Below are 15,827 nucleotides of genomic sequence, written 5' to 3' on the forward strand. Positions count from 1 at the left end.
AGCGTATCAGGTACGCTTGGTATCGGTAATCCAACCTCTCGCACCAGGAGTATCTCCATGGCAGATCAGGCCGGAGCGCAGACCGCTGCCTCCTCCCGCACCGCAGTCGTCATCGGCGGCAACCGCATCCCCTTCGCGCGCTCGGGCGGCGCGTACGCCTACTCGTCCAACAAGGACATGCTCATCGCGGCCCTGGACGGACTGGTCGCCCGGTTCGGCCTGCAGGGCGAGCGCATCGGCGAGGTCGCCGCCGGCGCCGTCCTCAAGCACTCCCGCGACTTCAACCTGACGCGGGAAGCCGTGCTCGGCTCCGCCCTGTCACCCGAGACGCCGGCCTACGACCTGCAGCAGGCCTGCGCCACCGGCCTCGAGACCGTGGTGGGCCTGTCCAACAAGATCAGGCTCGGCCAGATCGAGTCGGGCATCGCGGGCGGGGTCGACTCCGCCTCGGACGCCCCGATCGCGGTGAGCGAGGGGCTGCGGCGCGTGCTGCTCGACCTCTCCCGCGCGAAGACGACGCAGCAGAAGCTGAAGACCCTCGCCACGCTCCGGCCGAAGGATCTCTCGCCCAACGCTCCCACCACCGGTGAGCCCCGCACGGGCCTGTCCATGGGAGAGCACCAGGCCCTCACCACCGCGGCCTGGGAGATCACCCGTGAGGCGCAGGACGAACTCGCGCTCAGCAGCCACAGGAACCTCGCGGCCGCCTACGAGCGCGGTTTCTTCACCGACCTCATGACGCCGTACCGCGGTCTCACCCGCGACGCCAACCTCCGCGCCGACACCTCGCTCGAGAAGCTGGCCACGCTCAAGCCCGTCTTCGGAAAGTCCCTCGACACCCCGGCGACCATGACCGCCGGCAACTCCACGCCGCTCACCGATGGCGCCGCCGTCGTCCTCCTGGGCAGCGAGCAGTACGCCACCGCCAACAACCTGCCCATGCTCGCGAACATCGTCGACGCCGAGGCGGCGGCCGTGGACTTCGTGCACGGGGACGAGGGGCTGCTCATGGCACCCGTCCACGCCCTGCCCCGCCTGCTCGAGCGCAACGGCCTCACCCTCGAGGACTTCGACTTCTTCGAGATCCACGAGGCGTTCGCCGGGACGGTCCTCAGCTCCCTGGCGGCCTGGGAGGATGCGGACTACTGCAAGCGCGTCCTCGGGCTCGACGGCGCACTCGGCAGCATCGATCGCGCCAGGCTCAACGTCAACGGGTCCTCCCTCGCAGCGGGCCACCCGTTCGCGGCGACCGGCGGACGCATCGTGGCCTCCCTCGCCAAGACATTGTCCGAGCGGGGCGGCCGCGGCCTCATCTCCGTGTGTGCCGCCGGCGGCCAGGGCGTCGTCGCGATCCTCGAGGCCAGGAACTGATGGCCGACACCTACCTGGACCTCGTCAACACCCCGCTTCCCGCCCGGATCGCGAAGGCCCTCGGGCTGCCGCGTCCCTCGGTGCTGCGGCGCTACTCGCCGGCCGAGGCCCTCGCCCCGCAGCCCGTGCTCGTGGCGGGAGCCGGTGCGGGAGCCGATGCGCTCGCCGACGTGCTGCTCGGCTGGGACGTCGAGGTCCGCCGCCACGTGCTGCCCGGCGAGAAGCTGAGTGCGGCCGTCGTCGTCCTCGACCGCTCAGCCTCCCCCGAGGAGCTCGCAGCCCCGATGCTGGAACTCGGTCAGGCCGTTCGGCTGCTGGTGCCGGGCGGCCGGGTCGTGGGGCTCTTCCGCTCGTCCGCCGAGACCACCGACCCTGCCGAGGCCGCAGCGCGCCAGGGCATCGACGGAGCCATCCGGTCCGTGGCACGCGAGCTCCGGAACGGCGCGACCGCCAACGGGATCATCCTCCGCGGAGACGCGACGACCACCGACCCCACCACTCTCGGCACACTCCGGTTCCTCCTCTCCGGCCGGAGCGCCTACGTGGACGGCCAGTTCATCGAGGTCACCGCGACACCCGCCGAGAATCTCGCCGATCTCGCCGCGTCGTCCGGGGCGACGGGGGAGGGCATGCCCGACAAGCCCCTGGCGGGGAAGACGGCCGTCGTGACCGGGGCCGCGCGCGGCATCGGCGCGAAGATCGCCGAGGTCCTCGCCCGCGACGGGGCCCGCGTGGTCGCCGTCGACGTCCCCGCGGCCGGCGAGCAGCTCGCCCGGGTCGCCAACACCGTGCACGGCACCGCCCTGCAGCTCGACATCACCGCGCCCGACGCCGCGGACCGCATCCTCGAGCACGTGAGGCAGCGCTACGGCGCCCTGGACATCGTGGTGCACAACGCGGGCATCACGCGGGACAAGCTGCTCGCCAACATGGACGCGTCCCGCTGGGACTCCGTCATCGCCGTGAACATCGCCTCGCAGCTGCGCATGAACGAGCAGATCCTCGCCTCCCCGGTGTTCTCGGCCACCGGCCGCATCATCAGCCTCGCCTCGACGAGCGGTATCGCGGGCAACCGCGGGCAGAGCAACTACGCCGCCTCGAAGGCCGGGGTCATCGGCATGGTCCGGGCGCAGGCTGCGGCGTTCGACGGCGGCGGCCGCACCATCAACGCCGTGGCGCCCGGCTTCATCGAGACGGACATGACGGCCAAGATCCCGCCGCTGACGCGTCAGGTGGCACGGCGCCTCAGCAGCCTGCAGCAGGGCGGTCTCCCCGTCGACGTCGCCGAGACGATCGCGTTCCTGGCCTCCGACGAGGCGGCCGGGATCAACGGCCAGGTGGTCCGCGTGTGCGGGCAGAACCTGGTGGGCGCGTGAGGGGCGCGCTCGCGGCGGACGTCACCCTGCCCGGGACGCCGAACCTGCCCGCGCTGTACCGTCAGGCGATCCTGCTCGCCGCGAAGCGCACCGTCCGCCGGACCGGCCCGCCGGACGGTCTGCCCCCCGCCCGCCACCGCGTCGAGGGCGTCGTGGCGGATCTCGGCGCCCTGACGCGCTTCCAGCAGCTGCTCGGCTCCGCCGCCCGCGACACCCTCCCGTCGGCCTACGTGCACACGCTCGCCTTCCCGGTGGCCATGAGCGTGCTCGCTCGGCCGGACTTCCCGCTGCCCCTGCTCGGCATGGTGCACCTCAGCAACGAGGTGCACCAGACCCGGCAGATCGGCGCCTCCGAGGCCATCGACGTCGTCGCCTGGGCCGAGGACCTGCGCCCGCACGCCGCCGGCACGCAGGTGGACCTCGTGACGGAGGCCTCCGTCGGCGGTGAGCGCATCTGGACGGGGCGGTCCGTCTACCTGGCCCGCGGCGTCCGCGCCGCCGACGGCATGACGCCGGCCCCCCGCGTCGACGAACGGCCCGTCTTCTCGGCACCCACGCCGACCGGGCTCTGGCGGCTCGGCGCGGACACGGGACGGCGCTACGCCGCCGTCTCGGGCGACTGGAACCCCATCCACCTCAGCGGACCCACCGCGCAGATGCTCGGCATGAAGACCGCCATCGCGCACGGCATGTACCTCGCGGCGCGCATGGTCGACGAGGCGGTCCCCGCCCCGCACGGAGCCCTGGCCTGGCGGATCGACTTCGCGGCGCCGGTCCTCCTGCCGGGGACCGTGACGGTGGCGTTTGCGCGCACCGAAGGCGGCGACGGCAGGGCAGGCGATGGGTGTGCGAGCGTCGGCAGCGGGGTCGAGGTGGTCGCGTGGTCCGTGAAGCGCCGGCGGCCGCACTTCACGGGCTGGGTGCGCGGGGAATAGTTCCATGGCGGCGCGGCCCTGTCCAGAGTGCCGACGATTTTCAGCGGGAGTTCCCCCGAAGTCGTCGTTTCCACTGGCAGGGCCGTCGCCTGCAGGGCACACTCCAGGGACCAGCCCACGAGGGCTGGCCCCCAGTATCGAAAGAGGAGTTTCGTGAACTCTCGAGGTCTCAAAGCCGGCCTGATCGCGGCGTCGGCCCTGATGGCATCAGCGCTGATGACAGCGGGTCCCGTCCAGGCAGCACCCGCCGGCCCTTCCGTCGACACCGTCGTCGCCGGTACCCCCAGCACCCAGTCCCACACGCAGGACGAGAGCCAGGCGGCGCTCGACGCCTACTGGACAGCCGACCGCATGAGGAGCGCCAAGCCGGCGAACACCATCAACTCCGGCTGGGCCGCCGAAGGGCGCTCCGTGCTGCCGAAGGCCGGCCTGGAGGCGGTCGCGAAGGCTCCCGGCGAGCCCGTCGTCCAGCCGCGGGCCATCTCCCAGCCCGCCGTCTCGCGCATCGGCAAGGTCTTCTTCACGCAGGCCGGGCAGAACTACGTCTGCTCCGCCAACTCCGTACAGAGCGGCAACCAGAGCACGGTCGCCACGGCCGGCCACTGCACCTACGACGTCGCGACGGGCTGGGTCACCAACTTCGTGTTCGTGCCCGCGTACAGCAACGGCGCGGCACCGTACGGCAAGTGGACGGCCCGCTCGCTCCACGCCGCCGCCGAGTGGGTATCGCGCGGCGACATCAACTACGACGGCGCCTTCGCGGTGGTGAACACGCTCAACGGCAGGACGCTCGCAGCGACCGTCGGTGCGTCGAGCATCGGCTTCAACATGGCCCGCAACCTCACCTACACCGCGTACGGCTACCCCGCGGCGGCGCCCTTCAACGGCGAGCGCCTCTTCAGCTGCTCCGGTACCTCCTCCAGGGACCGCGTGGGCGGCACCCAGTCGCAGGGCATCCCGTGCGACATGACCGGTGGGTCGTCGGGCGGCCCGTGGTTCGTCGGATCCGGTGCCGCCGGTACGCAGAACTCCGTCAACAGCTTCGGCTACTCCACGCAGGCGAACGTGATGTACGGACCGTACTTCGGCACCTCCATCCAGGCCGCCTACTCCACCGCGGCCAGCCGGTAGGCACGGCGGGACGTCCCGCAGCACGACGGCACGGGCGGTTCCCTCACGGGGCCGCCCGTGCCGTCGTCCGGGCACTGCGCGTCCCCGGATGACGCGGCGGCGCCACCTCAGCCGCCCACTTAGACTGGGGCCATGATTGGCTCCACCCTCGCCGCCCGCGCGGCCGACCTCGACACCGCCGACCCGCTCGCACACCATCGCAAGCTCTTCCTCGGCGCTGACGGTGTGCAGTCCTACCTCGACGGCAACTCCCTCGGCCGCCCCCTCGCGAGCACGGTGGACAGCCTCACCGCCTTCGTGGAGGAGCAGTGGGGCGGGCGCCTGATCCGGGGCTGGGACGAGGGCTGGCTCGAGCTGCCCCAGCGGATCGGCGATCAGCTCGGGCGCGTGACCCTCGGTGCGGACGCCGGACAGTGCATCGTGGCCGACTCCACGAGCGTCCTGCTGTACAAGCTCGCGCGCGCCGCCGTGGCTGCGCGCCCGGACCGCACCGAGATCGTGATCGACCGGGACAACTTCCCCACGGACCGCTTCATCGTCGAGGGGATCGCACAGGAGCGAGGGCTCACACTGCGCTGGATCGACGTCGCGTACGACGGCGGTGCCACCCCCGCGGACGTCGCGGCGGCCGTCGGGCCGCAGACCGCGCTCGTCCTGCTGAGCCATGTCGCCTACCGCTCGGGGTTCATCGCGGACATCCCCGCCATCACGGCCGTAGCGCACGACGCCGGCGCGCTGGTCCTGTGGGACCTCAGCCATTCCGTGGGGTCGGTGCCCGCGGAGCTGGACGCCTGGGGCGTCGACTTCGCGGCCGGCTGCAGCTACAAGTACCTCAACGGGGGGCCAGGCGCCCCCGCCTGGGCCTACGTGGCGCAGTGCCACCTCGCCACCCTCGACCAGCCGATCCTCGGCTGGCTCGGCAGCGCGGATCCCTTCGCGATGGGCTCCGCCTACCAGCCGGCGGACGGCATCCGCCGTCTGGTCTCGGGGACACCGCCCATCCTCGGGATGCTGGCCATGCGAGAGATGCTGAACCTCATCGAGGAGTCGGGCATGCCGGCCGTCCGCCGGAAGTCGGAACTGCTCACGGCGTTCGCGGTCGAGGCGGTCGACGAGCGGCTGGCTACGTACGGCGTCGTCCTCGCCTCGCCGCGCACCGCGTCGGAGCGGGGCGGCCACATCACCATCGACCATCCGGCGTTCTCCGCGATGGTGCCCGAGCTGTGGCGGGACGGGGTCATCCCCGACTACCGCAACCCCGACGGGATCCGGCTCGGCCTGTCACCGCTCTCGACGTCGTTCGCCGAGGTCGCTGTGGCGGTCGATGCCATCGCGGCGCGCCTGGAAAGTGCCGGCAGGGACACTGCCGACAGCCGGCCGCACAGCGGACCGTCCACGGGCGGGTAGCGCCGGTGGTGCCTCTCGACCCCGCCCCGCTCTGGGACCGGATCGCCGACGGCTTCACGCGCGGGATCCCGCCGGAGGTCGGCGTGCCCGGGCTCATGGCGATCGTGCTGGTGTCCGTCGCACTGTCCGTGCCCCGCCGCTCGTGGCGGATCTTCGGGCTCTTCGTCACCGTGGTGCACGAACTCGGCCACGCCGTTGCGGCACTCCTGACCCTGCAGCGGGTCACCGGCATCACCCTGCGCCTCGACCACTCCGGCACCACCACGAGCCGGGGACGCCGCGGCTGGCGCGCCGCCTTCACGACGTTCTGGGGCTACCCCGTACCCGCCGTCGTCGGCGCCGCCCTCGTCTGGAGTGCCGCCACCGGCTGGGCCGCGGCGGCACTCTCGGTCGGCGCGCTGGTGCTGGTGGCGGCGCTCGTCCTGATCCGCAACGGGCAGGGCGTCCTCATCCTGGGCGGCAGCGCCGCCGCGTCGCTCGCACTCGTGTGGTTCGGCAGGCCCGGGACCGCCGGCTACGCCTGCCTCGTCCTCGGCCTCGCGCTGCTGGTCGGCTCCTGCCGGGACTGGGTCAAGGTGGTGCGCGTCCACCTGCGACGCCGGGACCTCCGCTCCTCCGACGCGTTCCTGCTGCAGGGCGCCACCCGGGTGCCGTCACCGGTCTGGCTCGGCGCGTTCGCGCTCGTGATCGGGGCAGCACTCGCGCAGTCCGTGCAACCGCTGGCGCTCATCGCGGAGCTGTCTGCACGCGGCTGACGCGTCCGATGCCCGACGCTCGGCCTGGACAGCGACCGGCGTGGCGTCGGATCAGTCGCAGTGCCGGGTATGGCCCGAGCTGTACGGTGCGCCCTGCTCGCGGCACAGGTCGTCGAACAGTTCGTTGACGGCCTGGGAGATGCAGTCCCGCTCGTGGTCGGGCAGCTCGATCAGGCCGTGCAGGTACGCGTTGACCTCGTACTCGTCCACGCCGCCACCCATGCTGAAGTAGTGCATCCAGAGCTCGCCGGGGGAGATGTTGGCGCGCTTCATGGCGTCGTACGTCAGGGCGTACTGCTGCTGGTCGGGGTTCGTCTCGTCCACGTGGTCCAACTCCAAGCACTCGGGGCGCCGTCCGGCCAGCGCTTCGGCGGTGTTGAAAGACAGCTTACGCACGCCCCGGGCACCGGGAAGCCCCGCGACGGGAAGTGGTGCCGGTTGCCACCCCGACGACGCCGTCGGCCACCCGGGCACCGGCCGATTCAACAAGCGGGCAGGAGTCGTGTTAGAGTATTTCTCGTTGCTTTCGCCGGTTATTCCGGTGAAAAACCACCCGCGCGGGTGGCGGAATGGCAGACGCGCTAGCTTGAGGTGCTAGTCCTCTTATTGAGGGTGGGGGTTCAAGTCCCCCTCCGCGCACCAAGAAAACCCCGGTTCGCCGGGGTTTTTTTGTGCCCTCGACCAGGTGGAGGGTTGCTCCGATCAGGCGAGTGCCGGCATCAAATACCTGTGCGACTACGCCTCGCATCGTGATGTGCAGGGGGACCAGCGCCTGGACTCACCCATCCGATGCACGGCAGTGCCGTACGCCGATCGACGTCCGGGCAACTGTCGGGCCGCTAGGCTGAATCCATGTCCCGAGTCCTGATCACCGGCATGTCGGGCACGGGGAAGACGACGCTGCTGGGCGAGCTGTCCCGACGGGGCTTCCAGACGCTCGACACGGACTATGACGGCTGGGTGCTTGCCGACGGCACCTGGGACGAAACGCTCATGGCCGCGTTCCTCGCCTCGAACTCGTCCGTGATCGTCTCGGGGACTGTCGAGAACCAGGGACACTTCTATGACCGTTTCGAGGCCGTCGTCCTCCTCAGCGCACCGGTGGAAGTGCTCATCGAGCGCGTCTCGGCTCGTACCGACAATCCCTATGGCAACGCAGAGGCAGAGCAGTCCGTGATCCGCCAGCAGGTCCTCGACGTCGAACCGCTGCTACGACAGGGTGCAACCCTTGAACTCGACGGTCGCCGACCGGTCGCAGACCTGGCCGACGTCGTCGAGCGACTTCTGGCGTCCACTCGCCATGTCCGGTGAACTATCCGCGTACGGGTTGCGGCTGTCCCGGTAGTGGGTGCGTCAGCGGGCGGTCGGGTCCCGGCGTTCCTTGTCAGGGGACCAGAAGGCAGCAGCTGTGCCGAGCATCAGTGCCGTCAACTATCATTGACGCATGACCGCGGAGAACCTCTATGGGCTCGTCGATTCCCTGTCCGGCAAGGGCCCGGCCGACGCACTGCGGACTATTGCTCAGCTCCGCGGCGAGGTCTCGCGCACCGAAGCGGGTCTCGTCCGTAGCGCGCGCCAGGCCGGCCTGTCCTGGGAGGCGATAGCGGAGTGTCTCGGGGTGACCAAGCAGGCCGCGCACCGCAAGTACGGCAAGCAGTAGGGCCGGCGGCGCATCACTGTTCCTTCTCCAGAGGGCGCATCACCACGGATCGTCAATAAATGTTGACGCCGGAGGACTTCGTCCACTACGTTCAGGGAGGAAAGCCCGTCAACGTACATTGACCAGCGCCTGGCCCAGCAGGTGTGTCTGGTAGCCGGAGGAGGATGCCATGCAGCCACGGGAGTGGACAGGGGACGCGGAGTTACTCGGCCCGGCCAACAGAGCACTCCGTCCATCGTGGCCAGCGGCGATCGCGGTGGCCTCGTCGCGACAGGTCTTCGTAGCGACCGCGGGGACCGAGGCGGAGTGCACCTTCGAGATCGGATCGGTGTCCAAGGTGCTCACCGGGATGCTGTATTCCGACGCGCTGCAGCGCGGGATAGTCTCCCCGGAGACAACGCTGGGGGATGCGCTTCCTCTCGACGGTCACGGGCCCGTCGCAGCGGTGTCTCTCGGCTCGCTGGCCGTCCACCGGTCCGGCCTCCCACGCCTGGCCCCCGGGATGTCCGTTCTACGTCGAAGTCTCGCGTTCTCGATCCGCGGGGAGAATCCGTACGGTGAGACCCTCGCTGAGCTCCTCGCGCAAACGCGGGACGTGCGCCTAGGGTCGCCGCGACCTCGGTACTCGAACCTCGGGTTTCAACTTCTCGGCCACGCGATCGCACGTGCTGACGGGCGGGAGTACGGCCTACTCCTCCGTGAGGTCTTCGGCCCCGGGTACTCGACGCCGTCGCGGCCGGACGACCTTCACGACCTCGACCTCCGGGGGACCTCCCGGCTCGGCCGCGTTGTCCAACCATGGGTAGGGGAGGCCCTGGCTCCTGCAGGCGGCATCCGAGCGGACGTCGGCTCCCTGGGCGAACTCCTACGGTCGATCCTGGACCGAACTGCTCCGGGTGTCACCGCGCTCGAACCCGTTGCAGATTTTTCCCCGAGGGTCCGGATCGGCGCCGCGTGGATCACTGTGCCGTACCGGGGCCGCACCATTACCTGGCACAACGGCGCGACGGGCGGATTCAGCAGCTGGATCGGTATCGACCGGGAAGCCTGCGTCGGTGTGGCCGTGGTGTCCGCGCGGCACGGAGCAGTGGACCGGCCGGGCTTTCACCTCCTCGAGGAGCTCGCGGCCAGCGGATCGGCAGTCCTCGACTGATCAGGCTGCGCTCGATCTACAGAAAGCCGGTCAGCTGACCGCCGTGATCCGTGACCGTCTACCGTCAACGCCCGTCCTCGCGACGCTCAGTATGAGGCGGACGGTGAACCGCCTGCGATGGGACCTTCCTGAGGACCCACGCTGGACATTGCTGAAGGGCGGGAGAGTGTGCGTCGGGCGCGGGCGGGAGGTTACAGGCTTGCTCCACGAGGTTTATCCTGCCGTGCATGATCATTGGTCCTCACTCCCGCCGTACCCGGGTGGAGAATTGTCCAGCACAACGCTTCTTGAGGAGTCAGCGATGAGGAGACCGCCTTACACAGGTCCGAAGGACACCAGCGACTTCGACAACCTCAGCCCGGATGAAGCCCTCAGAGCCTTCACCTCGTACCGGCTTCTGGGGGACTGTTTCGAGCAGTCGAGCGACGACGATCTGGCGGAGCGTGGCCGGCTCATCGGGGACTGGAGAATCTTGGTGAAGGACCGCCAGGAACAGGCGCAGCGAGCAGAGAGGGAGCTGGCCGCTGCTGTCCGGCTGGCACGCAATGAAGGTGCCAGTTGGAATGACATCGCTCGCACCCTGCGTCTGCCGCTCGAGGAGACACGCGCCCACTTCGATTGGCCCTACGGAGGATTCTGACCTGACCGGCAGCATCCGGCTCCTGGAATGCCCGGGTGCATGACGGACCAACCCCGAACGAGCAGTCTCGGCCGCCGCGAGTCCTCGCTTTGCAGCAGGTCGCCGGTGAGCTGAACACCAAGCTCGACGACTACATCACAGGCGCCTACGCCAGGACCAGCGCCGACATCGCCGGCGACGGTGTGGACCTGACGTCGTCGCCTCCCACGCCGGAGTACGCGGCCTCGCGACAGCCAGGCGCTGCCACCCGTGCGCTGTCACCCTACGAGGCAGTCGGGTACTTGCTGCTCGTTCAAGCTGCGCTTGGCGTTTTTGTCCGCGCTGAGGCCGAGCCCGACAGAACCGCCGGCGAGGATCAGGGAGGTGAGCATGCCGGGTTGCCCACCCGCCCTGCCCGACGAACCGGCCACCGCGAAGGTGATCGCGATCAGCAGGTACGGCAGCTTCAGGTCCTTCGACACATCCGCGAGCCTGGAACAGGCCCATCCTCCTCTCGAGCGTCCGTGATCGCCGGACTGCACGCCGTCTATCGGACAGCTCCCTCGATCAGGTCTTCTTGGGTTGAATGAGCTTTCATGAGGTACTGGAACAAGCCCCGGCTGTTGGCGGGCAGCGTTGCGGCGAGGCTGGGCGCTTCGGATCGACCGGTAGAAGGACGTGTTGTCGTTGATAGCGAGTGGCCTCGGGGCAGTGGTGACCGGGATGGGTGCTATGACGCCCGTCGGAGGAACCGTCGCGCAGACATGGGACAGTCTTAGCGCGGGTCGCTCGGGAATCGCAGCCCTGGACCAGCCGTGGGCGCAGGAGCTGCCGGTGCGGATTGCCGGGCGCGTCACTACGGATGCCGCAGCGTTGCTGTCCACCAAGGAGTACCGGCGGATGGATCGCTGCGGGCACCTGGCGCTGGTCGCCTCGCGGGAGGCCTGGGACCAGGCCGGTAGACCTGATGTGGATCCGGACAGGCTCGCTGTCGTGATCGGGTCCGGTTACGGGGGTCTGGGTACGGTGTTGTCCCAGGTCCGGACTCTTGATGCGGGGGGCTCGCGCCGGGTGTCGCCGCACACGCTGACGCAGATCATGGTGAATGGTCCTTCGGCGTGGGTGTCGATCGACATCGGCGCGCAGGGAGGCGCCCGTACGCCCGTGAGTGCCTGTGCTTCGGGGGCTGAAGCGATCGCCCAGGGCGTCGAGATGATCGCCTCGGGAGCCGTCGATGTCGTCGTGGCCGGGGGAGTGGACGCCTGCGTCAATGACCTGGCGATCAGCGGTTTCGCCCAGCTCCGGGCCTTGTCGACGAGTCAGGGTGACCCGACCATGGCTTCTCGGCCTTTCGATCGTGACCGGAACGGGTTCGTGATGGCAGAGGGTGCCGGCATCATCGTCCTCGAGCGGGAGGAATTCGCCCGGGCGCGCGGAGCCGACATCCTGGGCCGGATCGCCGGGACTGCCGTGACCTCCGATGCCGGTGACATCGTGGCCGCCGATCAGGCCATCCAGCATCGGGTGATGCAGAAAGCTCTTGCGGCGGCAGGGCTCACCGGGTCGGACATCGATTTCGTTCACGCGCACGCCACGTCGACCCCCGTCGGTGACCTCCTCGAGGCCGGTGCGATCTCGGCGGTAGTCGGCAATGACGTGCCGGTCACTTCTACCAAATCCATGACAGGGCACCTGCTCGGCGGAGCCGGGACACTCGGTGCCATCGTGACCCTTCAGGCGCTGAGGACGGGTCAACTGCCTGGCACCCTCAACTTCGAGAACCCCAATCCGGGGATCGACCTCAACGTCATCAAGACGACGACCGGATGTGCCGGCTCGACAGCTGCCATCACGAATGCCTTCGGATTCGGCGGCCACAGCACGTGCCTCGTCGTCACCGCCGCCTGATAGACCCCTTCGGCTGACCGACCTTCCGGTCCAGCAGCGGAGACAGCCACGTCGAAGACGCCTTCGTGACCGCGCCGAACCGGCGCCCGCATCGCCCGTCTTCGACGCCGATCTCATACCCGACAGTCGCTGACCCGACTCAGGCCACGAGTCACGCCTCACCACTCTTGCGACCGATGGTTCTGTCTCGGTTCTGCGGTCCTGCATACGAGACGGGGTATCAGGCACGCAATGAATGCTGGAGAGTGCGTGCTCTGTCAGGTGACGACAACCCGTGTGAAGCGCGCGCGGCGGTCGCCGTCATTGACGTAGGAGTATTGCTGCGCTGTGCCGAAGGCGAGGTGCTCTCCTGCAGTCAGTACGACGTCGCCGCGTTCCTGCTCCACACGGATAGACCCTTCAGAAACCATGAGCAGCTCGGACCAGCCTTCGGGGTCGGGTTCCGCGTCGTAACGGTCTCCGGGTTCCAGCACCCACGCCCATAGCTGGGCGTCCTTCGTGGCGGGAACCGAGGCCAGCAGCACCGCAGAGCTGCCGGGCCGGCCTTTCCAGGCGAGCTCACGGATGTCGGCGTGGGCTGCCGCGGGGGCGGCGACCAGATCGACGAAGGTGACGCCCAGCGCATCGGCGAGATGGTCCAGGCCCGTCAGGCTGATATTCGCTTCACCGGATTCGAGCTTGATGATCGTTCGTCGGCTGATGCCGGCCCGGTCCGCCAGGGCGACCTGGCTGAGATTGGCTGCAATCCGGAAGCGGTGCACATTCGCGCCCACATGGGCCAGGACTCGCGATGTCTCTCCCGTTTGCATGTGCACCATTCTGCACCATAGAGTGTGCATCATGTTGCACATGCCAGTCCGTGAGCGTTGGCTCTCCCGCCAGGAGCTCGCCCTCGTTCTCGTCACTGCCGTCTGGGGGTCGACCTTCCTCATAGTGCATATCGCCGTGCAGTACAGCGGGCCCTGGTTCTTCGTCGGCATGCGCTTCATCACCGCGGGCCTCATCAGCGCGGTGATCTTCGCCCGGATCCTCCCCGGCATCACGAGGAAGGAAGTGGTGGCGGGAGCTGCGATCGGAGTGATGATCTTCCTTGGTTACGGATTGCAGACCGTCGGGTTGCAGACGATCACCAGCAGCACCTCCGCGTTCATCACTGCCCTCTACGTCCCTCTCGTCCCTATGCTGCAGTGGATCGTGTTCAAGAAGCCCCCCCGGCTTCCTACGTGGGTCGGTGTCCTGCTCGCCTTCACCGGTCTGATGCTGCTCGCTGATCCGGGCAGCGCCAGTTTCTCCTTCGGCTCGGGAGAGATCATGACGGTCGTCAGTACCCTCCCGATCGCCGCGGAGATCATCCTCATCGGTTGGTTCGCCGGCAAGGTCGACCTCGGCCGGGTGACTGTCGTGCAGCTTCTCGTCGCCGGGCTCCTCGGTTTCCTGACGATGCCCGTCGTGGGCGAGCAGCCGCCGGCGTTCTCCTGGGTGTGGGTGGCCGCTGCGGTCACCCTTGGTGCAGCGAGCTGCCTTATTCAGCTCACCATGAACTGGGCGCAGAAGTCGGTCTCACCGACTCGGGCCACGATCATCTATGCCGCGGAACCTGTGTGGGCTGCACTTATCGGCCGCATCGCCGGGGAACGCCTGCCACAGATCGCGATCGTCGGTGCCGCTTTCATCGTCGCCGGCGCCCTGATCAGCGAACTGAACCCCCGCAAATCCACCAAAAGCAGCACCGAAGCCACCGCACCCGACGCACACACACCCGACGCCGACGCCGACGACGCAGCGGCTTCCGCTTCTCAGCTTGAACGAACGGACCAGCGAATCTGAAGCCGTGGTGCGTTGAGGTATGCCCTGCGCCACATGGCAAACCGGCCGAAATCAGTCTGCCGTGCGCCTTCCGCCGGACATCATCAAGCGGATCGACGCCCTGGCTGAGCCCACGGGCCGCAGCCGCGGCCTCTACATCCGCCTCGCGCTGACTTCGAGTGAAGCCATATGTCCCACTGGCTGGTCCGTTGATCCACAGGAAGTCATACGACAGGGCCCCACCGGGCTGGCGTCGCTCGCTGACGCGGAACACTTCGTGCTCGACCGTGACGTCAAAGGGATCCATCCGGTGATCCTAGAACCCGCTCCTGCATACTTGGGCGGTATGGGGAAGAACTGGATCATTGCTGTCCTGGTGGGAGTGCCACTGATGCTTGTGGCGGGCATGATCTATTGGTTCTTGCACCCTCAGCTCACCCTCACGCTCGAGGACGTGATGGACGCCGAATACACCGGGAAAGACGTCACCACCGACGTCGTGGAGATCACCGATACGGCGTGTAACAGCGACATCAAGTGCGCCGAGGCGTACAGCACGGCTGAAGCCAACTACTACCGCTTCCGGACCCACGCCGCGGCGACCGAATACGACGCAGCCCTCGACGACGGATTCAGCGTCAATTACTTCGTCATGGACTTCGCCGGCAAAGACGCATCCGTGAACGACCAGCTGTTCGCGATGCAGATCCTGGCCGGCATGTGGAACGACTACGAAGGCGACTTCCCCGCCCGCTAGTCGATCCCCAGGCGGATCATCAGCTCGGGGAGGCCGAGGACAACGTGTGCTGCGTCGTCGAAGCTGCCTCCACCACCTTCAGGATAGGGCGGGGAGGGGGACTTGCGACAAGGCCTTGCTGAGGTGACATACTCACGGGTCCGAGCATCCCGACAGGAGGCGCCCACGTGGTCAGACCACTCGATGAGGGACCGTTTTTCCATGGCACGGTTGCTGATTTGAAGGTGGGTGACTTACTCACGACGGGGCACCGATCGAACTACCGCCCCGAGATCGTGATGAACCATGTCTACTTCACAGCTCTTGCCGATGGAGCCGGCCTTGCATCGGAAATCGCTGCGGAACTTGCGGAGGGGCGCACTGCAACTCCACGGGTGTACGTGGTTGAGCCCACCGGCGGGTTCGAGGACGACCCGAACGTGACCGACAAGAAGTTCCCTGGTAACCCCACCCGGTCGTACCGCAGCAGCGGCTCGCTGCGAATTCTCGGCGAGATCACTGAGTGGACCCGACTGACACCCGAGCAACTGCAGACGTGGCGGGATCGGCTGTCAGCGCTTCTCTCGAACGAGAAAGCCGAAATCATTAACTGAGGCTTCGCCGGTGCCAGAGACGCGCATCGAGCACTATGCAGAGACAACTCTGAGTAGTTCTACGCTGGTTCTCAACATGCCCGTACCAACTATCTACTTCTTGTTCTCGTCCTTTCCTCGGGACGATTTGCGGTCTATCCGTCAGGGTCGGCAAAGGTGAAGGTGCGATCGAAGGGCCCGTCTATCGGGGGCGAGACGATCAGGTGGCTGTCGGAGGCGAGGGCATCGTGAATGGCTTGGGTGTCGGTGGCATGGAGCCAGATTGCGACTCCCGGGTAGCCTCGTTGGCGTCCTCATAGCGCCCGAACCGCCTTCGCAACGGCAACGGTGTGAAGCAACGCGGGATCACGGCGGTC

At 68.1% G+C, this 15,827-nt stretch carries 17 protein-coding genes, 1 tRNA gene and 1 pseudogene; 15 read left to right on the forward strand and 4 right to left on the reverse strand.

What is annotated here, in order from left to right; genetic code table 11:
• Window positions 1-57: 57 nt before the first annotated feature.
• From V6S67_RS08575 to V6S67_RS08600, 6 genes are all read left to right on the forward strand, one after another.
• Window positions 58-1,371: an acetyl-CoA C-acetyltransferase gene (locus V6S67_RS08575; RefSeq protein WP_334209844.1), complete on the forward strand. Its 1,314-nt coding sequence runs from the start codon at window positions 58-60 to the stop codon at window positions 1,369-1,371.
• A complete protein-coding gene (locus tag V6S67_RS08580; protein WP_334209845.1) occupies window positions 1,371-2,747 on the forward strand; it encodes a 3-oxoacyl-ACP reductase in 1,377 nt (458 codons plus the stop codon). Before V6S67_RS08575 ends, V6S67_RS08580 begins: the two co-directional genes overlap by 1 nt.
• Window positions 2,744-3,682 (forward strand): MaoC/PaaZ C-terminal domain-containing protein, encoded by a 939-nt coding sequence (locus V6S67_RS08585; protein ID WP_334209846.1) that lies wholly within the window; start codon window positions 2,744-2,746, stop codon window positions 3,680-3,682. Before V6S67_RS08580 ends, V6S67_RS08585 begins: the two co-directional genes overlap by 4 nt.
• A gap of 153 nt (window positions 3,683-3,835) precedes the next feature.
• On the forward strand, window positions 3,836-4,813 hold the full coding sequence (locus tag V6S67_RS08590; RefSeq protein WP_334209847.1) for a trypsin-like serine peptidase: 978 nt from the start codon (window positions 3,836-3,838) through the stop codon (window positions 4,811-4,813).
• A gap of 132 nt (window positions 4,814-4,945) precedes the next feature.
• Window positions 4,946-6,220 (forward strand): kynureninase, encoded by a 1,275-nt coding sequence (locus tag V6S67_RS08595; RefSeq protein ID WP_334209848.1) that lies wholly within the window; start codon window positions 4,946-4,948, stop codon window positions 6,218-6,220.
• Between the two features lie 5 nt (window positions 6,221-6,225).
• Complete coding sequence (locus V6S67_RS08600) at window positions 6,226-6,975, forward strand: M50 family metallopeptidase (protein ID WP_334209849.1); 750 nt, start codon at window positions 6,226-6,228, stop codon at window positions 6,973-6,975.
• A 51-nt stretch (window positions 6,976-7,026) separates the two neighbouring features.
• Here the strand turns inward: V6S67_RS08600 and V6S67_RS08605 are convergent, their stop codons facing one another.
• Window positions 7,027-7,299, reverse strand: a complete 273-nt coding sequence (locus V6S67_RS08605; RefSeq protein ID WP_334209850.1) for a hypothetical protein — start codon at window positions 7,297-7,299, stop codon at window positions 7,027-7,029.
• A 231-nt stretch (window positions 7,300-7,530) separates the two neighbouring features.
• Here V6S67_RS08605 and V6S67_RS08610 point away from each other — a divergent pair.
• The 5 genes from V6S67_RS08610 to V6S67_RS08630 all read left to right on the forward strand — a co-directional run bounded on the left by V6S67_RS08610 (window position 7,531) and on the right by V6S67_RS08630 (window position 10,428).
• Window positions 7,531-7,617 (forward strand) — tRNA-Leu (locus tag V6S67_RS08610).
• A gap of 210 nt (window positions 7,618-7,827) precedes the next feature.
• On the forward strand, window positions 7,828-8,286 hold the full coding sequence (locus tag V6S67_RS08615; RefSeq protein ID WP_334209851.1) for an AAA family ATPase: 459 nt from the start codon (window positions 7,828-7,830) through the stop codon (window positions 8,284-8,286).
• 133 nt (window positions 8,287-8,419) lie between these two features.
• Window positions 8,420-8,635, forward strand: coding sequence for an AsnC family protein (locus tag V6S67_RS08620; RefSeq protein ID WP_334209852.1), 216 nt, complete (start codon window positions 8,420-8,422; stop codon window positions 8,633-8,635).
• 256 nt (window positions 8,636-8,891) lie between these two features.
• A complete protein-coding gene (locus V6S67_RS08625) occupies window positions 8,892-9,788 on the forward strand; it encodes a serine hydrolase domain-containing protein (RefSeq protein WP_334209853.1) in 897 nt (298 codons plus the stop codon).
• 301 nt (window positions 9,789-10,089) lie between these two features.
• Window positions 10,090-10,428, forward strand: a complete 339-nt coding sequence (locus V6S67_RS08630; RefSeq protein ID WP_334209854.1) for a hypothetical protein — start codon at window positions 10,090-10,092, stop codon at window positions 10,426-10,428.
• Window positions 10,429-10,685: 257 nt separating this feature from the next.
• Here V6S67_RS08630 and V6S67_RS08635 read toward each other — a convergent pair whose 3' ends face one another.
• Window positions 10,686-10,889 carry a hypothetical protein gene (locus V6S67_RS08635; protein ID WP_334209855.1) on the reverse strand — a complete coding sequence of 68 codons (204 nt, stop codon included), beginning with the start codon at window positions 10,887-10,889 and terminating at the stop codon, window positions 10,686-10,688.
• Between the two features lie 241 nt (window positions 10,890-11,130).
• On the opposite strand from V6S67_RS08635, the gene V6S67_RS08640 reads away from it, so the two are divergent.
• Complete coding sequence (locus V6S67_RS08640; protein ID WP_334209856.1) at window positions 11,131-12,315, forward strand: beta-ketoacyl-[acyl-carrier-protein] synthase family protein; 1,185 nt, start codon at window positions 11,131-11,133, stop codon at window positions 12,313-12,315.
• A gap of 257 nt (window positions 12,316-12,572) precedes the next feature.
• Here V6S67_RS08640 and V6S67_RS08645 read toward each other — a convergent pair whose 3' ends face one another.
• Window positions 12,573-13,124, reverse strand: coding sequence for a helix-turn-helix domain-containing protein (locus tag V6S67_RS08645; protein ID WP_334209857.1), 552 nt, complete (start codon window positions 13,122-13,124; stop codon window positions 12,573-12,575).
• Window positions 13,125-13,155: 31 nt separating this feature from the next.
• Here V6S67_RS08645 and V6S67_RS08650 point away from each other — a divergent pair, with 31 nt between their 5' ends.
• The 3 genes from V6S67_RS08650 (at window position 13,156) to arr (ending at window position 15,471) form a co-directional block, all read left to right on the forward strand.
• Complete coding sequence (locus tag V6S67_RS08650) at window positions 13,156-14,142, forward strand: DMT family transporter (protein WP_334209858.1); 987 nt, start codon at window positions 13,156-13,158, stop codon at window positions 14,140-14,142.
• Window positions 14,143-14,203: 61 nt separating this feature from the next.
• Complete coding sequence (locus tag V6S67_RS08655) at window positions 14,204-14,878, forward strand: hypothetical protein (protein WP_334209859.1); 675 nt, start codon at window positions 14,204-14,206, stop codon at window positions 14,876-14,878.
• Between the two features lie 167 nt (window positions 14,879-15,045).
• Entirely contained in the window at window positions 15,046-15,471 is a 426-nt protein-coding gene (arr, locus tag V6S67_RS08660; RefSeq protein WP_334209860.1) for an NAD(+)--rifampin ADP-ribosyltransferase, read from the forward strand.
• 134 nt (window positions 15,472-15,605) lie between these two features.
• Here the strand turns inward: arr and V6S67_RS08665 are convergent.
• Window positions 15,606-15,743 (reverse strand): annotated as a pseudogene (locus V6S67_RS08665) (VOC family protein); the annotation flags it as partial.
• Window positions 15,744-15,827: the final 84 nt, after the last annotated feature.

This window comes from Arthrobacter sp. Soc17.1.1.1 (assembly GCF_036867195.1).
In the GTDB taxonomy this organism is placed as follows: Bacteria; Actinomycetota; Actinomycetes; order Actinomycetales; family Micrococcaceae; genus Arthrobacter_D.

Coding starts and splice junctions, on each gene's coding strand:
- V6S67_RS08615 (WP_334209851.1), top strand. CDS start 7,828: ATGTCCCGAGTCCTGATCACCGGCATGTCGGGCACGGGGAAGACGACG.
- V6S67_RS08650 (WP_334209858.1), top strand. CDS start 13,156: ATGTTGCACATGCCAGTCCGTGAGCGTTGGCTCTCCCGCCAGGAGCTC.
- V6S67_RS08595 (WP_334209848.1), top strand. CDS start 4,946: ATGATTGGCTCCACCCTCGCCGCCCGCGCGGCCGACCTCGACACCGCC.
- V6S67_RS08575 (WP_334209844.1), top strand. CDS start 58: ATGGCAGATCAGGCCGGAGCGCAGACCGCTGCCTCCTCCCGCACCGCA.
- V6S67_RS08640 (WP_334209856.1), top strand. CDS start 11,131: ATGGGTGCTATGACGCCCGTCGGAGGAACCGTCGCGCAGACATGGGAC.
- V6S67_RS08645 (WP_334209857.1), bottom strand. CDS start 13,124: ATGCAAACGGGAGAGACATCGCGAGTCCTGGCCCATGTGGGCGCGAAT.
- V6S67_RS08630 (WP_334209854.1), top strand. CDS start 10,090: ATGAGGAGACCGCCTTACACAGGTCCGAAGGACACCAGCGACTTCGAC.
- V6S67_RS08620 (WP_334209852.1), top strand. CDS start 8,420: ATGACCGCGGAGAACCTCTATGGGCTCGTCGATTCCCTGTCCGGCAAG.
- V6S67_RS08580 (WP_334209845.1), top strand. CDS start 1,371: ATGGCCGACACCTACCTGGACCTCGTCAACACCCCGCTTCCCGCCCGG.